The sequence below is a fragment of the Pedobacter sp. Bi27 genome (genome assembly GCF_918698255.1).
In the GTDB taxonomy this organism is placed as follows: domain Bacteria; phylum Bacteroidota; class Bacteroidia; order Sphingobacteriales; family Sphingobacteriaceae; genus Pedobacter.
In genome coordinates this window covers 131,248-149,272 of sequence record NZ_CAKKMW010000002.1, presented here as the reverse complement: position 1 = coordinate 149,272, position 18,025 = coordinate 131,248, and the positions used below count along the sequence as shown (strand labels likewise).

The window sequence follows — 18,025 nt, the reverse complement described above, 5'->3', positions numbered from 1 at the left end:
ATAAGCAGAAAGGTGAAATCTGCTTATGGGTTAAAATTTAGAATGTTTTTAGCTTAACCCGCTGCAAATGGGGTAAACCTTACAATCAGATCATTATATTTTTTTTCAAGGCTTTTGCTTAGCCCAGCTTGTTTAAAAACCTCGGTTAATTTTACCATTTGTCCTAAATAGCCAAGGTAGAAACGTACATCCTGCTCAGATGATAGCTGGTTTTTGCTTTCTGAAACATCAGCAAAATGGGTTAATTCCCTGTTCACGTAATCGGCAGTTTTTTTGATCATCGCATTTGCACGGTTTAAATCATTTAAACGATAAAGGTTTTCAGTGAAATAATAAGTGCTCATTACCTGGCGCATACTGTAGAATTTAGCAGGAATTACCTCAAAATATTTATTAGCCACTTTTTTGCTTTCAGTAATTTTACCTTCGTTTATCAAGCCGGTTAATAAACCGTTAAACATGTTCGAGAACATGGTTACATCATCAGCAGATTGCCTATCTAAATGGTTGGCGTATTTAATATTGCCAAAACCATATACATTCATCATATTGTTGTACATCGGTTTCAGGTTTACGCGGTCAAAATCTTGTGTAATTGCAGTATCTGGTTTCAAAGGCAATAACCTTTTATTCAATCCTTCCACATACAGGTATTTGTTTAGCCCAACGTATTGCTCATCTGGCATTGCCCCAGTAAAATAAATCGGTCGCTCCCAATTATTGTGCACTAAAATATCAAATAAGGCCAATGTCCCTTTTGTAACATAATTTTGAGTAAAAGTCCATTCCATACTGCTAGCAATTTTGCCTGCATCTTCTTTGGGCACGGTTCCGGTATCTAAAACCTGTTGCGGACTTACCGCCAGTTTAAGGTTTTTGGTTGGTAGCACATTGTATTTAGAACCATCGTTCATGGTTACTTTATCTTCATCATGATCGGATAGAAGTACGTCTAAAATTTCCTGTAATTCGATATGCTGGGCAATTTTATAATCCTGATAATACATAATATCGCGTGTACCAGCAACATATTGATTGCGATTAATCGTTAAAGGAAGCGGCGCTGATTGATTTTGCTTTCTTTTCATACCGTCTATGTACCAATCGGCAGTAAATAAACTTAGGTTTACCACACGCACATCCGGACGGATGTTTTCTACTTCCTGCGCGTACCAAACCGGGTAGGTATCATTGTCGCCATAAGTGAACAAAATGGCATTGGGCGCACACGATTTTAGGTAATTGACAGACATATCTCTAGCTACATGGCTATCAGAACGGTCGTGATCGTCCCATCCCTGGTTGGCCATAATAATCGGAGCACCGAATAAGGCAATAATCGAAGCAAAAATACTCGCCCGCACGGGCGTTAGTTTTTTGAAGATAAAGTCTTTTAATCCAAATACACCTAAACCGATCCAGATCGCAAAAGCATAAAACGAACCCACATAGGCGTAATCCCTTTCGCGTGGCTCAATCGGAACTGAGTTCAGATAAACTACAATGGCAATTCCAGTGAAAACGAATAATAAACCGATAACGCCCGCATCCTTCTGGTTACGTTTAAAGTGCCAAACCGCGCCGATCAAACCGATAATCAGCGGCAAAAAGAAAAACCTGTTATACGCTTTGTTTTCTACAATGGATGGCGGAAGGTTTTTCTGATCACCAAGCCTGATTGCATCCAAAGGTTTAATGCCGCTGAGCCAATTGCCATCTTTCCCGCCAAATTGCCCGTCTTCATTGTCTTGCCTGCCCACAAAATTCCACATAAAATAACGCATGTACATCTGTCCCGTTTGGAAAGAGAGCATATATTTTAAGTTGTCCATCAAGGTTGGTTTATGCTCATCATCAAAACCCATGTAACTTTTGTAAAACCTAATGTGTTCGGGTTTGTCACTGTACATGCGTGGAGCTAAAGTTTTATCTCCAAAAACATAGTCAGATTTTGTTCCTGCTGATTCATATTTTGTTTCTCCTTTTCTGTAAAGTTTTCCGCTTTCTTTAATGTCGATCTTTTCTGAATTATAATTTTCGCCATATAACAAAGGCCTGTCTCCGTATTGCGAACGGTTTACATAACTCAGAAAATTAAAAGCATTCTCTGGATCGGTATTGTTTAAATTTGGTTTGGCCTGTGCCCTGATAATGAGTAAGGCGAAAGAACTGTATCCAAATAGAAGCAAAACAGTGAACAACATGGCCAGGTTTAATACCCTTTTATGTTTGAGGATGGAATAGCGGATGCCATAAGTCAGGCTTCCAATCACTAAAATGGCAAAAAATAATATGCCCGTTCCAAAACCCAGGCCCATTGTATTCACGAAAAAGTAATCGAAATTTGCCGCAAAAGATACCACGTACTGAATGATGCCGAACTGTACCACTGCCAATACAGCGATTGAAATAAGAAATACTTTTAACACGCTTTGCCAATTGGGCGAGGGGTTCTTTTTAAAATAATAAACAAATATCAATGCAGGGATGGTTAGCAAGTTTAAGATGTGTACACCGATAGAGATGCCCATGATGTATGCCACAAAAAGCAGCCACCGGTCTGATTTTGGTTCATCAGCCTGCGATTCCCATTTTAATATGCCCCAAAATACAATAGCGCTACAAAGCGACGACATGGCGTAAACCTCTGCTTCCACCGCCGAAAACCAAAAACTATCAGAAAAGGCATAAGCCAAAGCCCCAACAAAACCTGCACCCATAATGCCGATGATTTTTTGGTTGGTGATTTCTTCACCTTTTTTAATGACCGTTTTCTTGGCCAGCGCGGTAATTGTCCAAAACAAAAAGAGGATGGTACCTGCACTTGCCAGAGCCGAAGCCACATTCATAAAATAAGCTACTTTGGTTTTATCACCAAAAGCGAGTGCCGAAAACAATCTTTGGATCATGGAAACTATTGGAGCACCGGGCTGGTGAACGACCTCCATTCGGAAAGCCGAAGAAATAAATTCGCCACAATCCCAGAAACTTACAGATTGATCTAAAGTTAAGATATAGGTGAGCGCGGCAACGATAAAACAGAGCCAGCCTCCAATGGTGTTGATCCTTGAGTAATTCATAGTTTAATTTTAGTCTTTGATAATAAATGATTTAAGTGGTTCGTAGTAAAAAAAGTCGCATAAAAAAAGAAAATGTTGCACGCTATATGATGATTTTTTTATCTTTGCATCGCAAACAGGAACAGCAGGAAAGAAATTAAAAATATTTTAAAATCACTCTTGCATATTTAAAATAAGGTTCCTACATTTGCATTCCCTTTCGAGGAGAATATCCTTGATAAGTTTTTGTCCGATAGTATAAGGGTAGTACAACGGTTTTTGGTACCGTTTGTCTTGGTTCGAATCCAGGTCGGACAACTAAAATTTAATGTCGGATCATGTTTTAAATGGACATGATCCGATTTTTTTTAACCGTAAACTACACGAACCCATGCCATTGCAGTTTAACCCGGTAAAGCTTTTTTCCGGAACAGGTTCTAAGGGATTATCACTTAAGATTGCCGAACATTACGGCAAGCCACTTGGTAGCGTAACCATTCACAAATTCAGTGATGGAGAGTTTCAACCTTCTTTTGATGAGTCAATCCGTGGTAGTGATGTTTTTCTAATTCAGTCTACTTATCAGCCAAGTGATAATTTAATGGAACTTTTGCTGATGGTTGATGCGGCTAAAAGAGCATCGGCACATTATATTACCGCAGTTGTTCCTTATTATGGTTTGGCCCGTCAGGATAGAAAAGATAAACCTCGTGTAGCAATCGGTGCCAAATTGGTGGCTAACTTATTAAAATCAGCAGGTATCCACCGCATCATGACGATGGATTTGCATGCTGCACAGATACAGGGTTTCTTCGATATCCCGGTTGATCACTTAGATGGATCGGTAATCTTTGTACCTTATATCAAAAGCTTAGGCTTAAAAAACTTAACTATCGCATCGCCAGATATGGGCGGTTCGTACAGGGCACGTACTTTTGCCAAGTTTTTTAATGCTGAGGTAATTATTTGCGATAAACGCCGTAAACGTGCCAATGAAATCGAATCGATGTCGATTATTGGTGATGTGACCGGACAGGATGTAGTATTGATAGATGATATTTGCGATACTGCAGGAACCTTATCAAAAGCTGCGGCTTTGATTATGGAAAACGGTGCCGCAAGTGTTAGAGCGGTTTGTACACACGCAGTATTATCAGGCAAAGCAATAGAAACGGTAGAAAATTCGGTATTAACCGAGTTAATCGTTACGGACACCATCCCGTTGAAACAGGAAAGTCCGAAAATTAGGGTACTAAGCACAGCCAGTTTATTTGCAAGGGCAATTGCCAATGTAAACGAGCACGGCTCAATTAGTGATCTGTTTAGAGTATAACGTTGAGCGTATTGCGATGAGCGCTTAAAACGCCAGCCGCAGATCGCCAAACAATAAAAAAGAGTTTAAATAAGGTTGAAGGTAGCGGGTTGAAGGCTTAAGGTCTTGATACTCGATACTTAATACTTGCTACTAATAAATATAAAATAAAAATAAAATGAAAACAATCGCAATTAGCGGTTCTCCAAGAGAGAACGTAGGGAAACGCGATGCCAAGGAACTTCGTTACGAAGGTAAAGTTCCGGCGGTATTGTATGGTGGAAAAGAGCAACAACACTTTGCTGTAGTTATTGCTGACTTAAGAGATGTTATTTATACCCCGGATGTAAACTTTGTGGAGATTGATGTTAACGGTACTAAAACTAAAGCTATCGTAAAAGACACTCAATTTCACCCACTTACCGACGTATTAATGCACATCGATTTTCTTCAGTTGTTTGACGAGAAAGAAATCGTTATGGAGATCCCGGTTAAATTAACAGGAACTTCTCCAGGTGTTAAAATGGGGGGTAAATTAATCCAGAAATTACGTAAACTACGTGTTAAAGCATTACCAGCTGATATGCCACAAAACGTAGAAGTAAGCTTAGAGAAATTAGAAGTAGGTAGTTTATTCCGTGTTCGCGATCTTAAAGGCGAGAAATACGTAATCACTAACACTCCTGAAGATACTATCGTTTCTGTTGCAATGTCTAGAGCATTAAAACAAGCAGAAACTGAAGCTGCTAAAGGTAAAAAATAATCAGGATTCTTAGGATTTCTTGATTTCAAGATGAAGCGTTTCGATTTAGGTCGGAACGCTTTTTTTATTTACATCAAGATTAATCCGCTAATCGCCCAACGCTAACCGCCCATCCATTCATTAAAAAACTGTTTGAAAATGAATGGAGTTAAATTTGCGGCATGGACTCCCGACTTTTCGCTTTAGTCTTTGGTCTTTTCGCTTTAAGCTTCTACCTTTGCTCCCATGAAATATCTTATAGTTGGCTTAGGGAATATCGGACCGGATTATGCACATACCAGGCATAACATTGGTTTTGATATCGCCGATGAACTGGTTAAAAATTTAGATGGAAGTTTCGAGAATATCCGTTTGGCTTATTATTCAGAAGTAAGTTTTAAAGGGCGCAAACTCCATGTAATTAAACCGACTACTTTTATGAACTTAAGTGGTAAAGCCGTAAACTATTGGATGAAGGAGTTAAAAATAGCCCCAGAAAATGTTTTGGTGATTGTTGACGACCTTGCACTGCCTCTCGGTAAGTTAAGGTTAAAGCTACAGGGCTCTAGCGCTGGTCATAACGGCTTAAAAAGCATCGAAGAGGTTTGTGGCGGACAAAATTATGTACGCTTGCGCTTCGGTATCGGCAGCGATTATCCGAAAGGTAGGCAAGTTGATTTTGTTTTGGGTTTATTTGATAAAAATGAGCAATTAGAACTCCCTGCGTTGATTGATAAAAGCGTAGAGCTGATTAAAAGTTATGTAACGGTTGGGCCGGCACACACCATGACGGCTTTTAATAAATAGGTAGTTAATTGGTTAGCTGCCCATGCTGTCATCCTGAGCGCAGCGAAGGATCTTTTATAATTTAAATCTCAATGTAATATAGTCCAAAAAAGATCATTTGAAGAGCAATTGCAGTAGTTCTTTTTAATGTTCGTCCTGCTTTTCATTGCAAGTCCGCACTCGTACCTCGCTTGCGGGCTTTCCATTTCAATCAGGTCTAAAAGGCAGTGTCTATGCTGCTATTGAGGGTAGAATAGCGTAGTTTTATATAAATTTTCTTTTCCTAGTCCAGCGTGTGTCCTCACGTACCCTCTGATGTGAAACAGGTCGATAAAGGCAATTGCTTTTTCTGCGCCATGCAACCCCAAATAGTATTGCTGGCTGTGCCACCTAAACCCGATCGAAGTGGTTCCGATGCTTTACCAACAAATTGGTTTTAAAACTAAATCGCATCGGAAAAAACATAGAGCGGGATTGCACAAGCCTAAAAGCCTCTGCAGCTGATTTCCAGAAAAAAAATAATGATTTAGTGGATGAGGATGTCTATTGTTTGGTGGGCCACCAAACACGGAATAGGTGAGTGTCATCCTGATGGCTAATTTATTCTATAAAAATCAATATAAATGACAGAAGAATTTAAGGGAAATAAATCCCCTAAGATTATCGTCATTGCGAGAAGGCTTTTTCAGCCGACGAAGCAATCTTTATAGCAAGGATTGCTAGCATGAAAGATTGCTTCGTCGTTCCTCCTCGCAATGACGATCTTTCTATAGGCATCTGTTATTAATAACTTGGTCGAAGGACCAACGATCGCAATTACGAAAAACTTTTAAACAAAAAAAAAGACCATCTTTCGATGATCTTTTCATAAATATGTTTTAGTTAATGATTATTTAACTTTTTCTTGAGCTCTTGCAATGTAAGCATCAATTAATTGCGCTTCTGCACTCTCAGGGTATTGTGTTTTTACTTTAGTATAAGCATCAACAGCACCTTTAAAATCATTTTGGTTTTCGTTAACCAATCCTAATTTCTTCAAAAACATTGGTGAAGTAAATTTGCTTGCTTTATCTGCCGCTTTTTTATAGTAAGTAGCCGCTTGTTTAAAGTCTTTCAGTTCGCTGTAAGCATCACCTAATAAGCCTAAAGCCAGTGGATCTGCAACTGGGCTGCCGGTAGCGCTATATTTGCTTAATGCCTCTATAGCTTGTTTGTATTCGCCTTTACGCAAGTAAATCCCACCTAAGTAAAGGTTAGCTAAGTTTGCCGATTTTGTGTTATCATATTCTTTAGCAATCTGCTCTAAGCCCGGGTAACCACCTTCGCCTTTAACAGCTTTGTTTGATAATGAATCTACACCAACAAATTGTTCTGCTTTGTACATTTTGCTAGCGGCTTCTTCAGCACGACCTTTTAAATACACGCCTTGATACCAAAGATATATTAAAACTAATAAAACTACAGCACCTGCAATAAACAGTAAGCTCTTATTATTCTCTTGTAAAAATGAACCTTTTTTAGTTGGTTGAATTGTCTGGTTATCTGTTGTAGACATGTTTGTTTAAAAAATTTAAGATTGCAAAAATACATTTTTCAATCAAAGTATCAATCTTTATTTTGAAGTATTTGATTAAACATTAGTTATTTAGGCATACAGATTATAAAATCATCGCGATAATTAGCGTAACAAGCTAATCAGTGTGTTAAACCAGGTTTGGTTGTCGCTAAAAATACCAGTGTGGTTAATCACCAGGTACACCGTTTGACTTTCAGAGCGGCTCACCGTAGATCTAATTCTGATGGGTTGCCAGAATGCGCCGAAGTTTTTTGCCGATGAAGCTGGAAATAAATCGTCGAAGCCCATGTAAACTTCTTCTATATGTGACAATGGGAGTTCCAATTGTTCATCTCCGGTGATGAAAAGACCATTCGAGGCCAATAGGATATTGCCTTCGTGATTGTGAATTGGCTTTAAAAACGAAAATAAGCCTGCGATTTTTTTAACCCAGCTCGAACTTTCTTCATTGGTTAGTTCATGATCGTAAGACCATAGAACATTCCCTTCTAACATTTTTTGTGCAACCATCTAATTTTCCTTGCTATGAAAGTACAATTTTTTTAAGTGTTATTAACGTTTATTTTAAACAATGGGTGTTAAGAGGCTAAAAAACGGTAAATTTGTGACATATTTATGTGGTTAAAAAATATTACCCTTCTAAATTTCAAGAACTATACCGATGCAGATCTCCATTTCTCGGAAACGGTAAACGTTTTTACGGGTAATAATGGCTCTGGCAAAACGAATATGCTCGATGCCATTCACTACCTCTGTCTATGTAAAAGTTACTTTAATCCCATCGATAGCCAGCAGATCAAAACCAATGAAGAGGTTTTCATGATCCAGGGTGATTTTGATCGTAACGAAAAAAACGAAAAAATTTCCTGCGGGGTAAAACGCAACCAAAAAAAACAGTTTAAACGCAATAAAAAAGAATACGATAAACTTGCTGATCATGTTGGCCTTTTTCCGGTAGTAATGGTTTCTCCTTATGATGTAAACCTGATTATGGAAGGCAGCGAGGAGCGGAGAAAGTTTATTGATAATGTTATTTCGCAAACTGACGCACATTATCTGGATCAACTGATTACCTATAACCGCATTTTGTTAAACCGGAATGCTTTGCTAAAACAAATTGCGATTACCAGAAAGTACGATCCTACGCTGCTTGAAATTTTGGATGAACAATTGATTATAGCCGGCAATAAGATATTCACTATCCGTAAGGCATTTATGGATGAGTTTATTCCGCTGTTTAACCAATATTATACCTACCTTACCGAAAACAGAGAAATTGTAGAACTGAATTATCAATCGCAATTGAATGAGGCTACTTTCGAAGAGCTGTTAAGGAAATCGGTAGAGAAAGACCGTGTACTGGAGCGTACCACAACTGGTATACATAAAGATGAACTGGCTTTTGTGATCAGCGGAATGCCTTTAAAGAAGTTTGGCTCACAAGGTCAGCAAAAGTCTTTCTTAATTGCTTTGAAGATTGCCCAGTATGCTTACCTCGCCAAAAACAAAGGATTTAAACCTTTGCTTTTGTTGGATGATATTTTTGATAAGCTGGATGATAACCGCGTTCAAAAATTGATGCAAATGGTTTCCCACCATGATTTTGGGCAGATATTTATTACAGATACAGGAAGAGAAAGGGTAAAATCAATTTTTGAAAAAATAGAAGTTGATGTAACTTTGTTCGAAGTAGATAACGGAACTATACAAAATGCGTAAACCCAATGATGTTACAGTAAAAGATGCCATCAGCAAAATGCTGGATGTATACCGTTTGCGCCGTAAATTCGACGAAACTTCGATCTTGTCTATCTGGCCAGAGATTATGGGCACTGCCATAGCCAACAGGACCAAGCAGATCTACATTCACGATAAGAAATTGTTCCTACGCATCGAATCTTCGGTAATCAAAAATGAATTGGTTATGGTACGCCAGGGCATTATCCAAAAACTGAATGAACACGCTGGCGCCGAGGTAATTACCGATATGATCTTTTTATAGACGTAATAAAAGGGCTTAAGGTTTTCACTTATACCCTTAATATTTTAATTAGGATTAAGACTCCCGACTTTAGACTCCCGACTCAAGACTTTGGACTGAAAAACTAGCCCCTTCCTCCAAATATCTTCGATAAAATCCAGATCAGCAGTGCAACCACTACTACAACTACAATTACGCCCACCCAAACGCCGGCTTTAAATATACCTTCTACTAGTTCACAACTGCTTAAGGTAGTGCATAAAAATGCGATTAGTACTAAAGGGAATGCTTTTTTCATATTCATGTTATTTGTAATAGCTAACATTGAATACGGGAGAAAGTTTTAGTAAACGACTTATTTGCCTGGAATCGTTCTGGTCGCCGTGTAAGATGTTACCATCTTTCACAATAGCCAAATCTGCTTTTTTGTGGTGTCAGATGTTACCATCTGACACGGTATTCAACATGCTTTTTGAAAGAACTGTTTCAATTTCAGTTCAAAAAAAACAGCCAGGTGATAACATCTGGCTGCATATTTTTCTTTAAAAATCGTCATTTAATTTCATTACCAGTCAGATGGTAACATCCGACTGCACAAATAGAAATTTTTATTTCCCGTTCACTTTTAACAATTCAACCTCGAAGATTAAAGTGCTATAAGGAGGGATATCCTGTCCTGCACCACGCGCTCCGTAAGCTAAATCATATGGAATGAAAAATTTGTATTTCGAACCGGCAGGCATCAATTGTACACCTTCTGTCCAGCCTTTAATTACCTGGTTTAATGGGAAAGAAATTGGTTCGCCTCTATCATAAGAGCTGTCAAATTGTTTTCCGTTCAATAATGTTCCTTTATAATGAACCAGTACCGAATCGGTAGCCTGTGGTTTAACGCCGGTACCAGCAGTTAAAACTTCGTATTGTAAGCCGCTTGCAGTTGTTTGTACACCTGCACGTTTTTTGTTCTGTTCTAAGAAATCTTGTCCTTCTTTCATAATTGGTGCATATTTAATTTTATTTGCTGCTTCTTCAGCTTTGTTTTTTACTGATGATGCCTTGGCTAATGCCTCATTAATACATTGTTGTGCCTGCTGCTGAGTTAAAATAACCTTGCCTCCTGTAAAAGCATCTTTTAGTCCTTTTAACAGTACTTCGTAATTTAAGGTAGAAAGGCCAGTTGTTTTTAATCCCGCGCCGATAGAAGTACCGAAAGCATAACTGGTAGAATCTAAAGTAGATTTTAAACCAGCTGTAAAGGTTGATGTTTTACTTGCGGCTGTGGTTGGTTTTTTGGCACCAGGTTTCTTTGCTGCTGTTTTGGTTTGTGCATAAGATGCTGCAGCGATACCGGATAGACATACCGCTAAAAAAATTCTTTTCATTGATTATTTTATGTGTAATTAATTCCAACAGGTTTAAAATGGTGGATTGTATTTTAAGGCCGAAAGATACAAAATAGATAAAACAATAAAACCCCGAATGTTCGGGGTTTTATTGTAAGTTTTTTGTGTTGGAAACTAGAAACGTTCGTCTGCTTTGAAGAAGAAGTTACCTTCAATTTCTGCATTCTCATCAGAATCTGAACCATGAACCGCGTTAGCATCGATTGATTTTGCATATTTCTGACGGATAGTTCCTTCTGCAGCCTCAGCTGGGTTGGTAGCACCGATCAATTTTCTGAAATCTTCAATGGCGTTGTCTTTTTCTAAAATAGCAGCAACAATAGGTCCTGAAGACATAAAGCTTACTAGATCTTTGTAAAAAGGACGCTCAGCGTGAACAGCATAGAACTGACCAGCAGTTTCATCTGTAAGTTTAGTATATTTTAATGCGATGATTTTAAAACCAGCATTTGTAATGTCGTTAATGATCGATCCGATATGGCCGTTTGCTACTGCATCAGGCTTGATCATGGTAAAAGTTCTGTTAGTGCTCATTGTGCTTTTGATATCAATTTTTTTGCAAAAATACGTTTTAATTGATGAATAATCAATAAACATTGTTTTTCGGTCGCGAATCGAGATTAGTAGTGGGTAATTAGGCTTCAAATGGCTAACTGAGCTTTTTTTAAGTTGTATAATCCTGTTAATCCCCATCTCTTTTAAAACTATGATCCTACTAATCCTAAAATCCTTTAATCCTAATCTAAATTTACTTAGCTTTGCAGCGCAAAAAATATATGCTTACACTAACTGAATTAAAAACATTATTGGCTACGCCACAACGAATTGTGATCACCACGCATCACAAACCCGATGGCGATGCGATGGGTTCATCTCTGGGGTTATATGGATATTTAATTCAAAAAGGCCATCATGTTAAGGTAATCACACCAACAGATTATCCTACCTTTCTGCATTGGATGCCAAATAATGGCGATGTAATTATTTTTACAGAAGAGCAAGAAAAGGCGGCCAAGTTAGTGGATGAAGCTTCACTCATATTTTGCCTAGATTTTAACACCCTAAGCCGGATTAATGAATTGGGCGAATTGGTTAGAGCAGCAGGAGCAAAAAAAATCATGATCGATCATCACCTCGAACCTGAGGATTTTGATGATTACCGCCATTGGGATATTAACGCCTGTGCTGCTGCCCAGTTGGTTTACGATTTTATTGTTAACCAATTGGAGGATAAAGCTGGCATCAATAAAGATGTTGCCGCCTGTTTGTACACTGGTATCATGACCGATTCTGGATCTTTCCGTTTCCCATCAGCTACAGCCGATGTTTACCGTATCGCAGCTGATCTGATAGATCTTGGTGCAGAGCATTGGAAAATTCATCAATTGGTATACGATAATGCGAGCGAAAACCGTTTGCGCTTTTTGGGTTATTGCCTGTCAAACAAGTTAGAAGTTATAAGGGAATACAATACCGCCATTATTTCGGTTACAAAAGAAGAACTGGCACAATACCATAGCGCAACTGGCGATACGGAGGGCGTGGTAAACTATGCATTATCGATTAACGGCATCCGTTTAGCCGCATTAATTATTGAGCGTCCGGATAAAGTTAAACTATCTGTTAGGTCTACAGGCGATTTTCCGGCCAACGAAATCTGTAAAAAGTATTTTAACGGTGGTGGGCATAGAAATGCAGCAGGTGGCGCAGCAGAAAAACCTTTAGCTGATGTAGTAAACGAATTTAAAACGATATTAGCAGAATATAAAGAACAATTGATTGCTTAAACACAAGAAATAAAACAATAAACTTAAAAAAGTCAAATTAAATAAATGAAAAAAGGAATTATTATTCTAGCAGCAGCCACCTTAGGTTTAGCGGCATGTAACAAAGAGAAAAAGGGAGCCGGTGGGTTATTGTATACCATTCACCACTCGGCAGGTAACGAGAAAATCAAAGAAGGCGATATCGTTAAAATGAATTTTATTCAGAAAAATGATAAAGATTCAGTTTTATCAAGCACTTTCGATAGCGAAACTCCTGCAGTATTTCCTGCACAGAAAAAAATGTACGCTGGTGATATGAACGATGTTTTAACATTGTTTGGAGAAGGCGATAGCGCTACTTTTAAAGTAAACTTAGATACTATGGCACTTCATAGTAAACAACCTAAACCAGAGCAGTTCAAAAATGATAAGTACATCACTTTTACGGTGAAAATCGAAAAAGTATTCAAGAAAAAAACTGGCGAAGCTGATTCTACTTTTAACAAAAGGGCACAGGAGTTTTTCCAGGCTGATTACAAGGCTACTTCAGAAAAAAAGAAAGCTGCTGAACCTGCTAAATTAAAAAGCTATTTAGAAGATACTAAATTAGAAACCAAAACTACCGCAAGTGGATTACACTACATTATAGAAAAACCAGGCAGTGCAGAAAAACCAGCTTTAGGCGATACTGTATTAATTGATTATACTGGTAGAGTAACTAAAAAAGGTAAAGATGGTAAATACAAAATCTTCGATACAAGTGATGAGAAATTGGCTAAAGCAGAAAACGAATTTAAACCAGGTAAACCTTACGGTCCTCAAAAAATGCCAGTTGGCGGTACAATCCCAGGATTTACTGAAGCTTTACAGTTAATTGGTAAAGGTGGTAAAATTAAAGTGATCATCCCTTCTAACTTAGGTTATGGCGAGCAAGGTGCACCTCAGGTAGGCATCATGCCTTTCAGCCCAATTGCTTTCGATTTAGAAATCAAAGATATTATCAAAGGAAAACCAGCTGCAGCAGCTCCAGTTCAAATGCCTGCTCCAGTAGTTAAAAAATAATTTCTTAAAAATATTTTAAAATCCTGCTTATTATTTAAGCAGGATTTTTTTTGTTTATTATTTTTTAATACTGAGCCAAGAAATAAAACGTTTCAAAGATTTATAAAAACTTATTATAACCTATCTTTGTAGTGATCTAATAAAATAGTGGGCATTTTGAAAAAGATATAACTACTGTTTTTTAATAAATAAAATTTAAATGAGGAACGGAATTATTATTCTCTTGGCGGCGGCCCTAGGCCTGTCTGCATGTAACAAATTCGAAAAAGGTGAAGGAGATATGACTTACAAGATCTATAAAAGTGACGGTAAGCCGAAAATTCAGGATGGCGATTATGTAAAGTTAAATGGTGTTCAAACGGTAGAAACCAATACCAATCCCGATTCGGTAATGGTAAATACTTACGATAATGAGCGTCCGGCTTTCTTTGCCATTAGCAAATCGATGTTTAAAGGCGATTTAGCTTCAGGATTGAAACTGCTTGGTGAAGGAGACAGTGCAGTTTTTAAATTGAACCTAGATTCTATGGAGAAATATTCAGGCCAGCCTAAGCCAAAAGGACTAAAATCGAACATTGCTTCTTTCACCATTAAAATTGAGAAAGTATTGCATAAAGGAAAAGATCCCGATTCTATTTTCGAAGCGAAGAAACGACTTTTCTTTGAATCGGAATACAAAGCGCTAAATGAAAAAAATAAAGTGGTAGAGCCTGCTAAAATTGCAAAATACGTGGCTGAGAATGATTTAAAGGTAACTACTGCGCCATCTGGATTACAATATGTAATTTCTGCTCCGGGTAATTCTGAAAGAGCAACTTTAACCGATACGGTATTAATGGACTACACAGGTCAGTTTACCAATAAAAAATCGAATGGAACATTAAATGTTTTTGATACTTCGAATGCTAAAATCGCAAAAGAAGCTGGAATCTTCTCAGAAAGTGTACAATATGTGCCGCGCAGCCTACCATTAGGACAATTGCCGCAAGGCGTTATTCAGGGGATCCAACTTATTGGTGTGGGCGGTAAGATCAAAATGATTTTGCCATCGAGATTGGGTTTCGGAGAAAATGGTGGCGGACCAATTAATCCGTTTACGCCATTGGTATTCGATGTAGAACTGAAAGGTATTATTAAACCAAATGCAGCAACACCACTAAGCAAGTAAATACTTAGCATAACATAAAAGCGCAAGGATCAGTAAAATTTAATACTGGCTTTGCGCTTTTTTGTGTTAAGAAATTGATAATTATGGGCGACAAAATAAAATTTTTGTTTAAATTAGACTAACAAAACAAATTTTTATTCTTTTTTTTTCATTATGTGCTCAAACAGGACTATTACGTTTCTGGACCTGAAATTGATGCTGTTTAGCATATTTTTCAATCTGTTTATAAAGGATGGATATTGCAGGCATGTAATGGCTTCTCATCGTGGCCCTACATGCAAAAATAACCCCAATACCTCCCAATGGCCTTATTTAACCACCATGGAAAGGCAGGTTAATGATTTATTTGAGGCTACCCAAAAGAAGTTGCTATCTACCTTAGTTAAAAACATAAGATTTAAAGCTGTTGATAGAATATTTGGTAGGTTTTAAAGATGTTAAATTTTTTGTTTTAAAATCTTTTTCAACCTGTTTGCCTGATCTTCTGGTGAAAGTGGTTAACGTTTAAACTAAACTTTATGGAGAAGATCAAGGTCTTTTTAATTCACGATTATGATGCATTAATGGATAATGTTGAATCCATTCTAAGTGATTCAGAAAGCATTGTTGTTGTTGGCGAGGCCAATTCTGCTGCACTTGCCGTACAATTGATCAGGACTAAAACGCCAGATATTGTGCTTGCCGATGTTAGTGTTAGCGAGAAGGTCGGAGCTGATTTAACTAAATTGATTAAAAGAGAATTCCCCAAAATTAAAGTTATTGTACTTTCTATGCAGGATGATTTTATCAATATCTCGAAAATGATCAAGTCTGGAGCAAATGGCTATCTTTTAAAAAATGTAAAGTTTCACGAACTGCATAAAGCAATTAATAAGGTTATGCTCGGCGAAACCTATATACAAAATTCCATTACGGCTAAATTTATTAATGGTTACCAGCGTGAAAACCATACAGAAGAAGCGAATGTTTTGTCACCCCGAGAAGTTGAAATTATTAGGTTGATTGCCAAAGAATATACGTCTGCAGATATTGGCAGGATGTTATTTATTTCGGAACATACAGTAGAAACCCATCGTAAAAATATATGGCGTAAAACTGGCGTTAAATCGATTGTTGGTTTGCTGAATTTTGCGCATGAGCATCAGCTGATTTAATTTTAAAACAGAACCCACAGGTTTCAGAACCTGTGAGGTCTGTTCGCATTTTTAAGCCTGCGCTTCTAAATATTGCGCATAACAATAGCCTTCTTCTCCATCGTTAGTTCTTACCAACCACCATAAATCGTTGCTTCTGTTTACAAGGGTAATTACTTCGCCATGCGCAGCCTTACCTACAATTGGTTGATCGGTTCCCGGACCTTTACGGATATTTAGATTACTGCTCTCTGTGATAACTTTTGCGTGCGTAACGGCTGCATCAATGGCCACGTTTACATTCAGAACCAGATCACCTGAAGTAAAATTTGGATCAATCTGATTGTAAACTTCCCAAAGGTGGTCTTTAGTCGCGCCATCGGCAGCGGTTCCATCTATGTATAAAATCCCATCCTGCTCCCTTACTGCTAAATCTGCTATGCCTGCCGCAGTTGCTGCGTCAGTTAGTGCTTTATATTTATCTGCTAATGCCATGGTGGGGTTATTTAATGGTTAATTTATTGTCGATTTTTTTAGGTTTTAATGCACTCAAATGTTGCATTAAAGTTATTAGAGAGGCTTTTTTAATCTCCCCGGTTAAGAGAATTACACCGTCTTTAACCTCAGCTTTCACCGTTGGGAAATCTTTGGTCGCATCAGCAACATTTTTAATTAAAGCAGAGTTTTCGGCAATTACCACTGGTACATCTGCTGGTTTAACTGTTAAATTGTTGATTACAGCTTTCACTCCTTTTTCTGCCTTTGCAATTTCTTCTGCTTTGGCCTTTGTGGCTTCATCATCAACTTCACCAGTTAAAGTTACTTCGCCTTTGGCAACGGCCACCTTAATACCTGCCGCTTCTTTGGCTTGAATTGCAGCTTGGATGGCCGCATCATTTGGTTTGCAGCCTACAAAGAATAGTGTAGTTGCAATAACCATGCTCATTAATAATTTAGTTGTTTTCATCCTTTTGGTTTTATATTGATATTATTTGACAATACAATGCTTAGAAATTAAAGTAATTTCCTTTTTAATCGGTGGGATGACTTCGATAAAGCTAATATATGAAATGCGTTTAACTAGAAAGTAAAATCTATTAATTATTTATATAAAAAAACGCTGTATATAAAAAGACCTCACAAGTTTTCAAACTTGCAAGGTCTATAGGTTATGCTAAATCCAGTCTTTAAATGGCTTTACAGTTAGATTGGAATTATAATATTTTTCTTCTTCGGTAACTTCTCTGCTTACCCAATCTGGCAAAGTAAATATTTCGTCTTCACTGTCAAGTTCAATTTCAGCAACAATCAGGCCTTTATTATCGCCTAAAAATACATCTACTTCCCATAGTTTGCCGCTAAACGGGATTTCGTAACGGACTTTCGAAAGCTCAGATAAAGAGAAATTATCCAATAATTCTGTGGCTTCAGCAACAGGGATCTCATATTCATATTCCATCCGCGTGGCCCCTATTGTTTGACCTTTTATGGTTAAAAAGCCTTTGGTTTCTGTTACCCTTACACGTATGGTTTTATTTTTATCCGTAAGCAGATAGCCTTGCCTAAAAAGCTTTCCCTCTGGTTTGCTCAGGTTGACCCATCTTTGATGATCGATTAAAAATTTCCGTTCTATTTCTTTTCCCATTATTTGGAGAGTTGTTCTAAAATATTCATCGCTGCCTCCTTATCTTTCACATTCACAAATATATGGTCGTGATAATAGCCCGCGATTACATTGCAGCTTATGCCTTTTTCGGCCAGTGCAGCTGAAAATGCTGCTGTTAAACCTACGGCTTCTAAAGAAGAGTGTACGGTTAATGTGATCCAGGAAGCGATAAAAGTATACTCAAGACCCAAATGATCTGCAATTTCTTTTTTTAAGACCACCGTGGTTGCCTCCTGCTCTTTGAATAAACAAATCGCCAGGTTAATATCTATTGTGTTTGGATGTTCAACCCTACAAAATACAAATTCGCCAGGGTTATGCACCGGTTTCATTGTTTTAAGCAGTTTTGCTAAACTTTTTTCCCCTGTCAT

General features: G+C 37.8%; 19 protein-coding genes. 9 read left to right on the top strand and 10 right to left on the bottom strand.

Annotated features, from left to right (window positions below):
• Window positions 1–53: 53 nt before the first annotated feature.
• Entirely contained in the window at window positions 54–3,080 is a 3,027-nt protein-coding gene (locus LQ227_RS06025) for a DUF2723 domain-containing protein (protein WP_230145831.1), read from the bottom strand.
• Window positions 3,081–3,450: 370 nt separating this feature from the next.
• On the opposite strand from LQ227_RS06025, the gene LQ227_RS06020 reads away from it, so the two are divergent.
• The 3 genes from LQ227_RS06020 to pth all read left to right on the top strand — a co-directional run bounded on the left by LQ227_RS06020 (window position 3,451) and on the right by pth (window position 5,920).
• Window positions 3,451–4,392, top strand: a complete 942-nt coding sequence (locus LQ227_RS06020; RefSeq protein ID WP_029278327.1) for a ribose-phosphate pyrophosphokinase — start codon at window positions 3,451–3,453, stop codon at window positions 4,390–4,392.
• A 157-nt stretch (window positions 4,393–4,549) separates the two neighbouring features.
• Complete coding sequence (locus LQ227_RS06015) at window positions 4,550–5,134, top strand: 50S ribosomal protein L25/general stress protein Ctc (RefSeq protein WP_131027883.1); 585 nt, start codon at window positions 4,550–4,552, stop codon at window positions 5,132–5,134.
• A 225-nt stretch (window positions 5,135–5,359) separates the two neighbouring features.
• Entirely contained in the window at window positions 5,360–5,920 is a 561-nt protein-coding gene (gene pth / locus LQ227_RS06010; protein ID WP_230148685.1) for an aminoacyl-tRNA hydrolase, read from the top strand.
• 868 nt (window positions 5,921–6,788) lie between these two features.
• Here pth and LQ227_RS06005 read toward each other — a convergent pair.
• Both LQ227_RS06005 and LQ227_RS06000 read right to left on the bottom strand, forming a co-directional pair.
• Window positions 6,789–7,454, bottom strand: a complete 666-nt coding sequence (locus LQ227_RS06005; RefSeq protein ID WP_230145832.1) for a tetratricopeptide repeat protein — start codon at window positions 7,452–7,454, stop codon at window positions 6,789–6,791.
• Between the two features lie 123 nt (window positions 7,455–7,577).
• The gene (locus LQ227_RS06000; protein WP_230145833.1) at window positions 7,578–7,985 is read right to left on the bottom strand and encodes a hypothetical protein; all 408 of its coding nucleotides are present in this window, start codon (window positions 7,983–7,985) and stop codon (window positions 7,578–7,580) included.
• A gap of 105 nt (window positions 7,986–8,090) precedes the next feature.
• On the opposite strand from LQ227_RS06000, the gene LQ227_RS05995 reads away from it, so the two are divergent.
• Window positions 8,091–9,194, top strand: coding sequence for a DNA replication/repair protein RecF (locus LQ227_RS05995; protein ID WP_230148682.1), 1,104 nt, complete (start codon window positions 8,091–8,093; stop codon window positions 9,192–9,194).
• Window positions 9,187–9,477 carry a DUF721 domain-containing protein gene (locus LQ227_RS05990; RefSeq protein WP_230145835.1) on the top strand — a complete coding sequence of 97 codons (291 nt, stop codon included), beginning with the start codon at window positions 9,187–9,189 and terminating at the stop codon, window positions 9,475–9,477. The genes LQ227_RS05995 and LQ227_RS05990 overlap by 8 nt, the downstream gene beginning before the upstream one ends.
• A 103-nt stretch (window positions 9,478–9,580) precedes the next feature.
• Here the strand turns inward: LQ227_RS05990 and LQ227_RS05985 are convergent, their stop codons facing one another.
• The 3 genes from LQ227_RS05985 to LQ227_RS05975 form a co-directional block, all read right to left on the bottom strand.
• Window positions 9,581–9,754 (bottom strand): hypothetical protein, encoded by a 174-nt coding sequence (locus LQ227_RS05985; protein ID WP_230145836.1) that lies wholly within the window; start codon window positions 9,752–9,754, stop codon window positions 9,581–9,583.
• A 310-nt stretch (window positions 9,755–10,064) separates the two neighbouring features.
• Window positions 10,065–10,838 carry an FKBP-type peptidyl-prolyl cis-trans isomerase gene (locus tag LQ227_RS05980; protein ID WP_230148680.1) on the bottom strand — a complete coding sequence of 258 codons (774 nt, stop codon included), beginning with the start codon at window positions 10,836–10,838 and terminating at the stop codon, window positions 10,065–10,067.
• 135 nt (window positions 10,839–10,973) lie between these two features.
• Window positions 10,974–11,393: a nucleoside-diphosphate kinase gene (locus tag LQ227_RS05975; protein WP_025144153.1), complete on the bottom strand. Its 420-nt coding sequence runs from the start codon at window positions 11,391–11,393 to the stop codon at window positions 10,974–10,976.
• A gap of 242 nt (window positions 11,394–11,635) precedes the next feature.
• Between LQ227_RS05975 and LQ227_RS05970 the strand changes: the two genes are divergently transcribed.
• From LQ227_RS05970 to LQ227_RS05955, 4 genes are all read left to right on the top strand, one after another.
• Window positions 11,636–12,646, top strand: a complete 1,011-nt coding sequence (locus LQ227_RS05970; RefSeq protein WP_131027875.1) for a bifunctional oligoribonuclease/PAP phosphatase NrnA — start codon at window positions 11,636–11,638, stop codon at window positions 12,644–12,646.
• Window positions 12,647–12,691: 45 nt separating this feature from the next.
• The gene (locus tag LQ227_RS05965) at window positions 12,692–13,687 is read left to right on the top strand and encodes an FKBP-type peptidyl-prolyl cis-trans isomerase (protein ID WP_215125285.1); all 996 of its coding nucleotides are present in this window, start codon (window positions 12,692–12,694) and stop codon (window positions 13,685–13,687) included.
• A 199-nt stretch (window positions 13,688–13,886) separates the two neighbouring features.
• Window positions 13,887–14,855, top strand: coding sequence for an FKBP-type peptidyl-prolyl cis-trans isomerase (locus LQ227_RS05960; protein WP_230145838.1), 969 nt, complete (start codon window positions 13,887–13,889; stop codon window positions 14,853–14,855).
• Between the two features lie 518 nt (window positions 14,856–15,373).
• Window positions 15,374–16,009 (top strand): response regulator transcription factor, encoded by a 636-nt coding sequence (locus tag LQ227_RS05955; protein WP_230148678.1) that lies wholly within the window; start codon window positions 15,374–15,376, stop codon window positions 16,007–16,009.
• 51 nt (window positions 16,010–16,060) lie between these two features.
• On the opposite strand, the gene LQ227_RS05950 is transcribed toward LQ227_RS05955, so the two are convergent.
• The 4 genes from LQ227_RS05950 to LQ227_RS05935 form a co-directional block, all read right to left on the bottom strand.
• Window positions 16,061–16,483 carry an SH3 domain-containing protein gene (locus LQ227_RS05950; RefSeq protein WP_230148676.1) on the bottom strand — a complete coding sequence of 141 codons (423 nt, stop codon included), beginning with the start codon at window positions 16,481–16,483 and terminating at the stop codon, window positions 16,061–16,063.
• A 7-nt stretch (window positions 16,484–16,490) separates the two neighbouring features.
• Window positions 16,491–16,955: a BON domain-containing protein gene (locus LQ227_RS05945; RefSeq protein WP_230148674.1), complete on the bottom strand. Its 465-nt coding sequence runs from the start codon at window positions 16,953–16,955 to the stop codon at window positions 16,491–16,493.
• 207 nt (window positions 16,956–17,162) lie between these two features.
• Entirely contained in the window at window positions 17,163–17,633 is a 471-nt protein-coding gene (locus LQ227_RS05940) for a CYTH domain-containing protein (RefSeq protein ID WP_230148671.1), read from the bottom strand.
• Window positions 17,633–18,025, bottom strand: a complete 393-nt coding sequence (locus tag LQ227_RS05935) for an ACT domain-containing protein (RefSeq protein WP_256450259.1) — start codon at window positions 18,023–18,025, stop codon at window positions 17,633–17,635. The genes LQ227_RS05940 and LQ227_RS05935 overlap by 1 nt, the downstream gene beginning before the upstream one ends.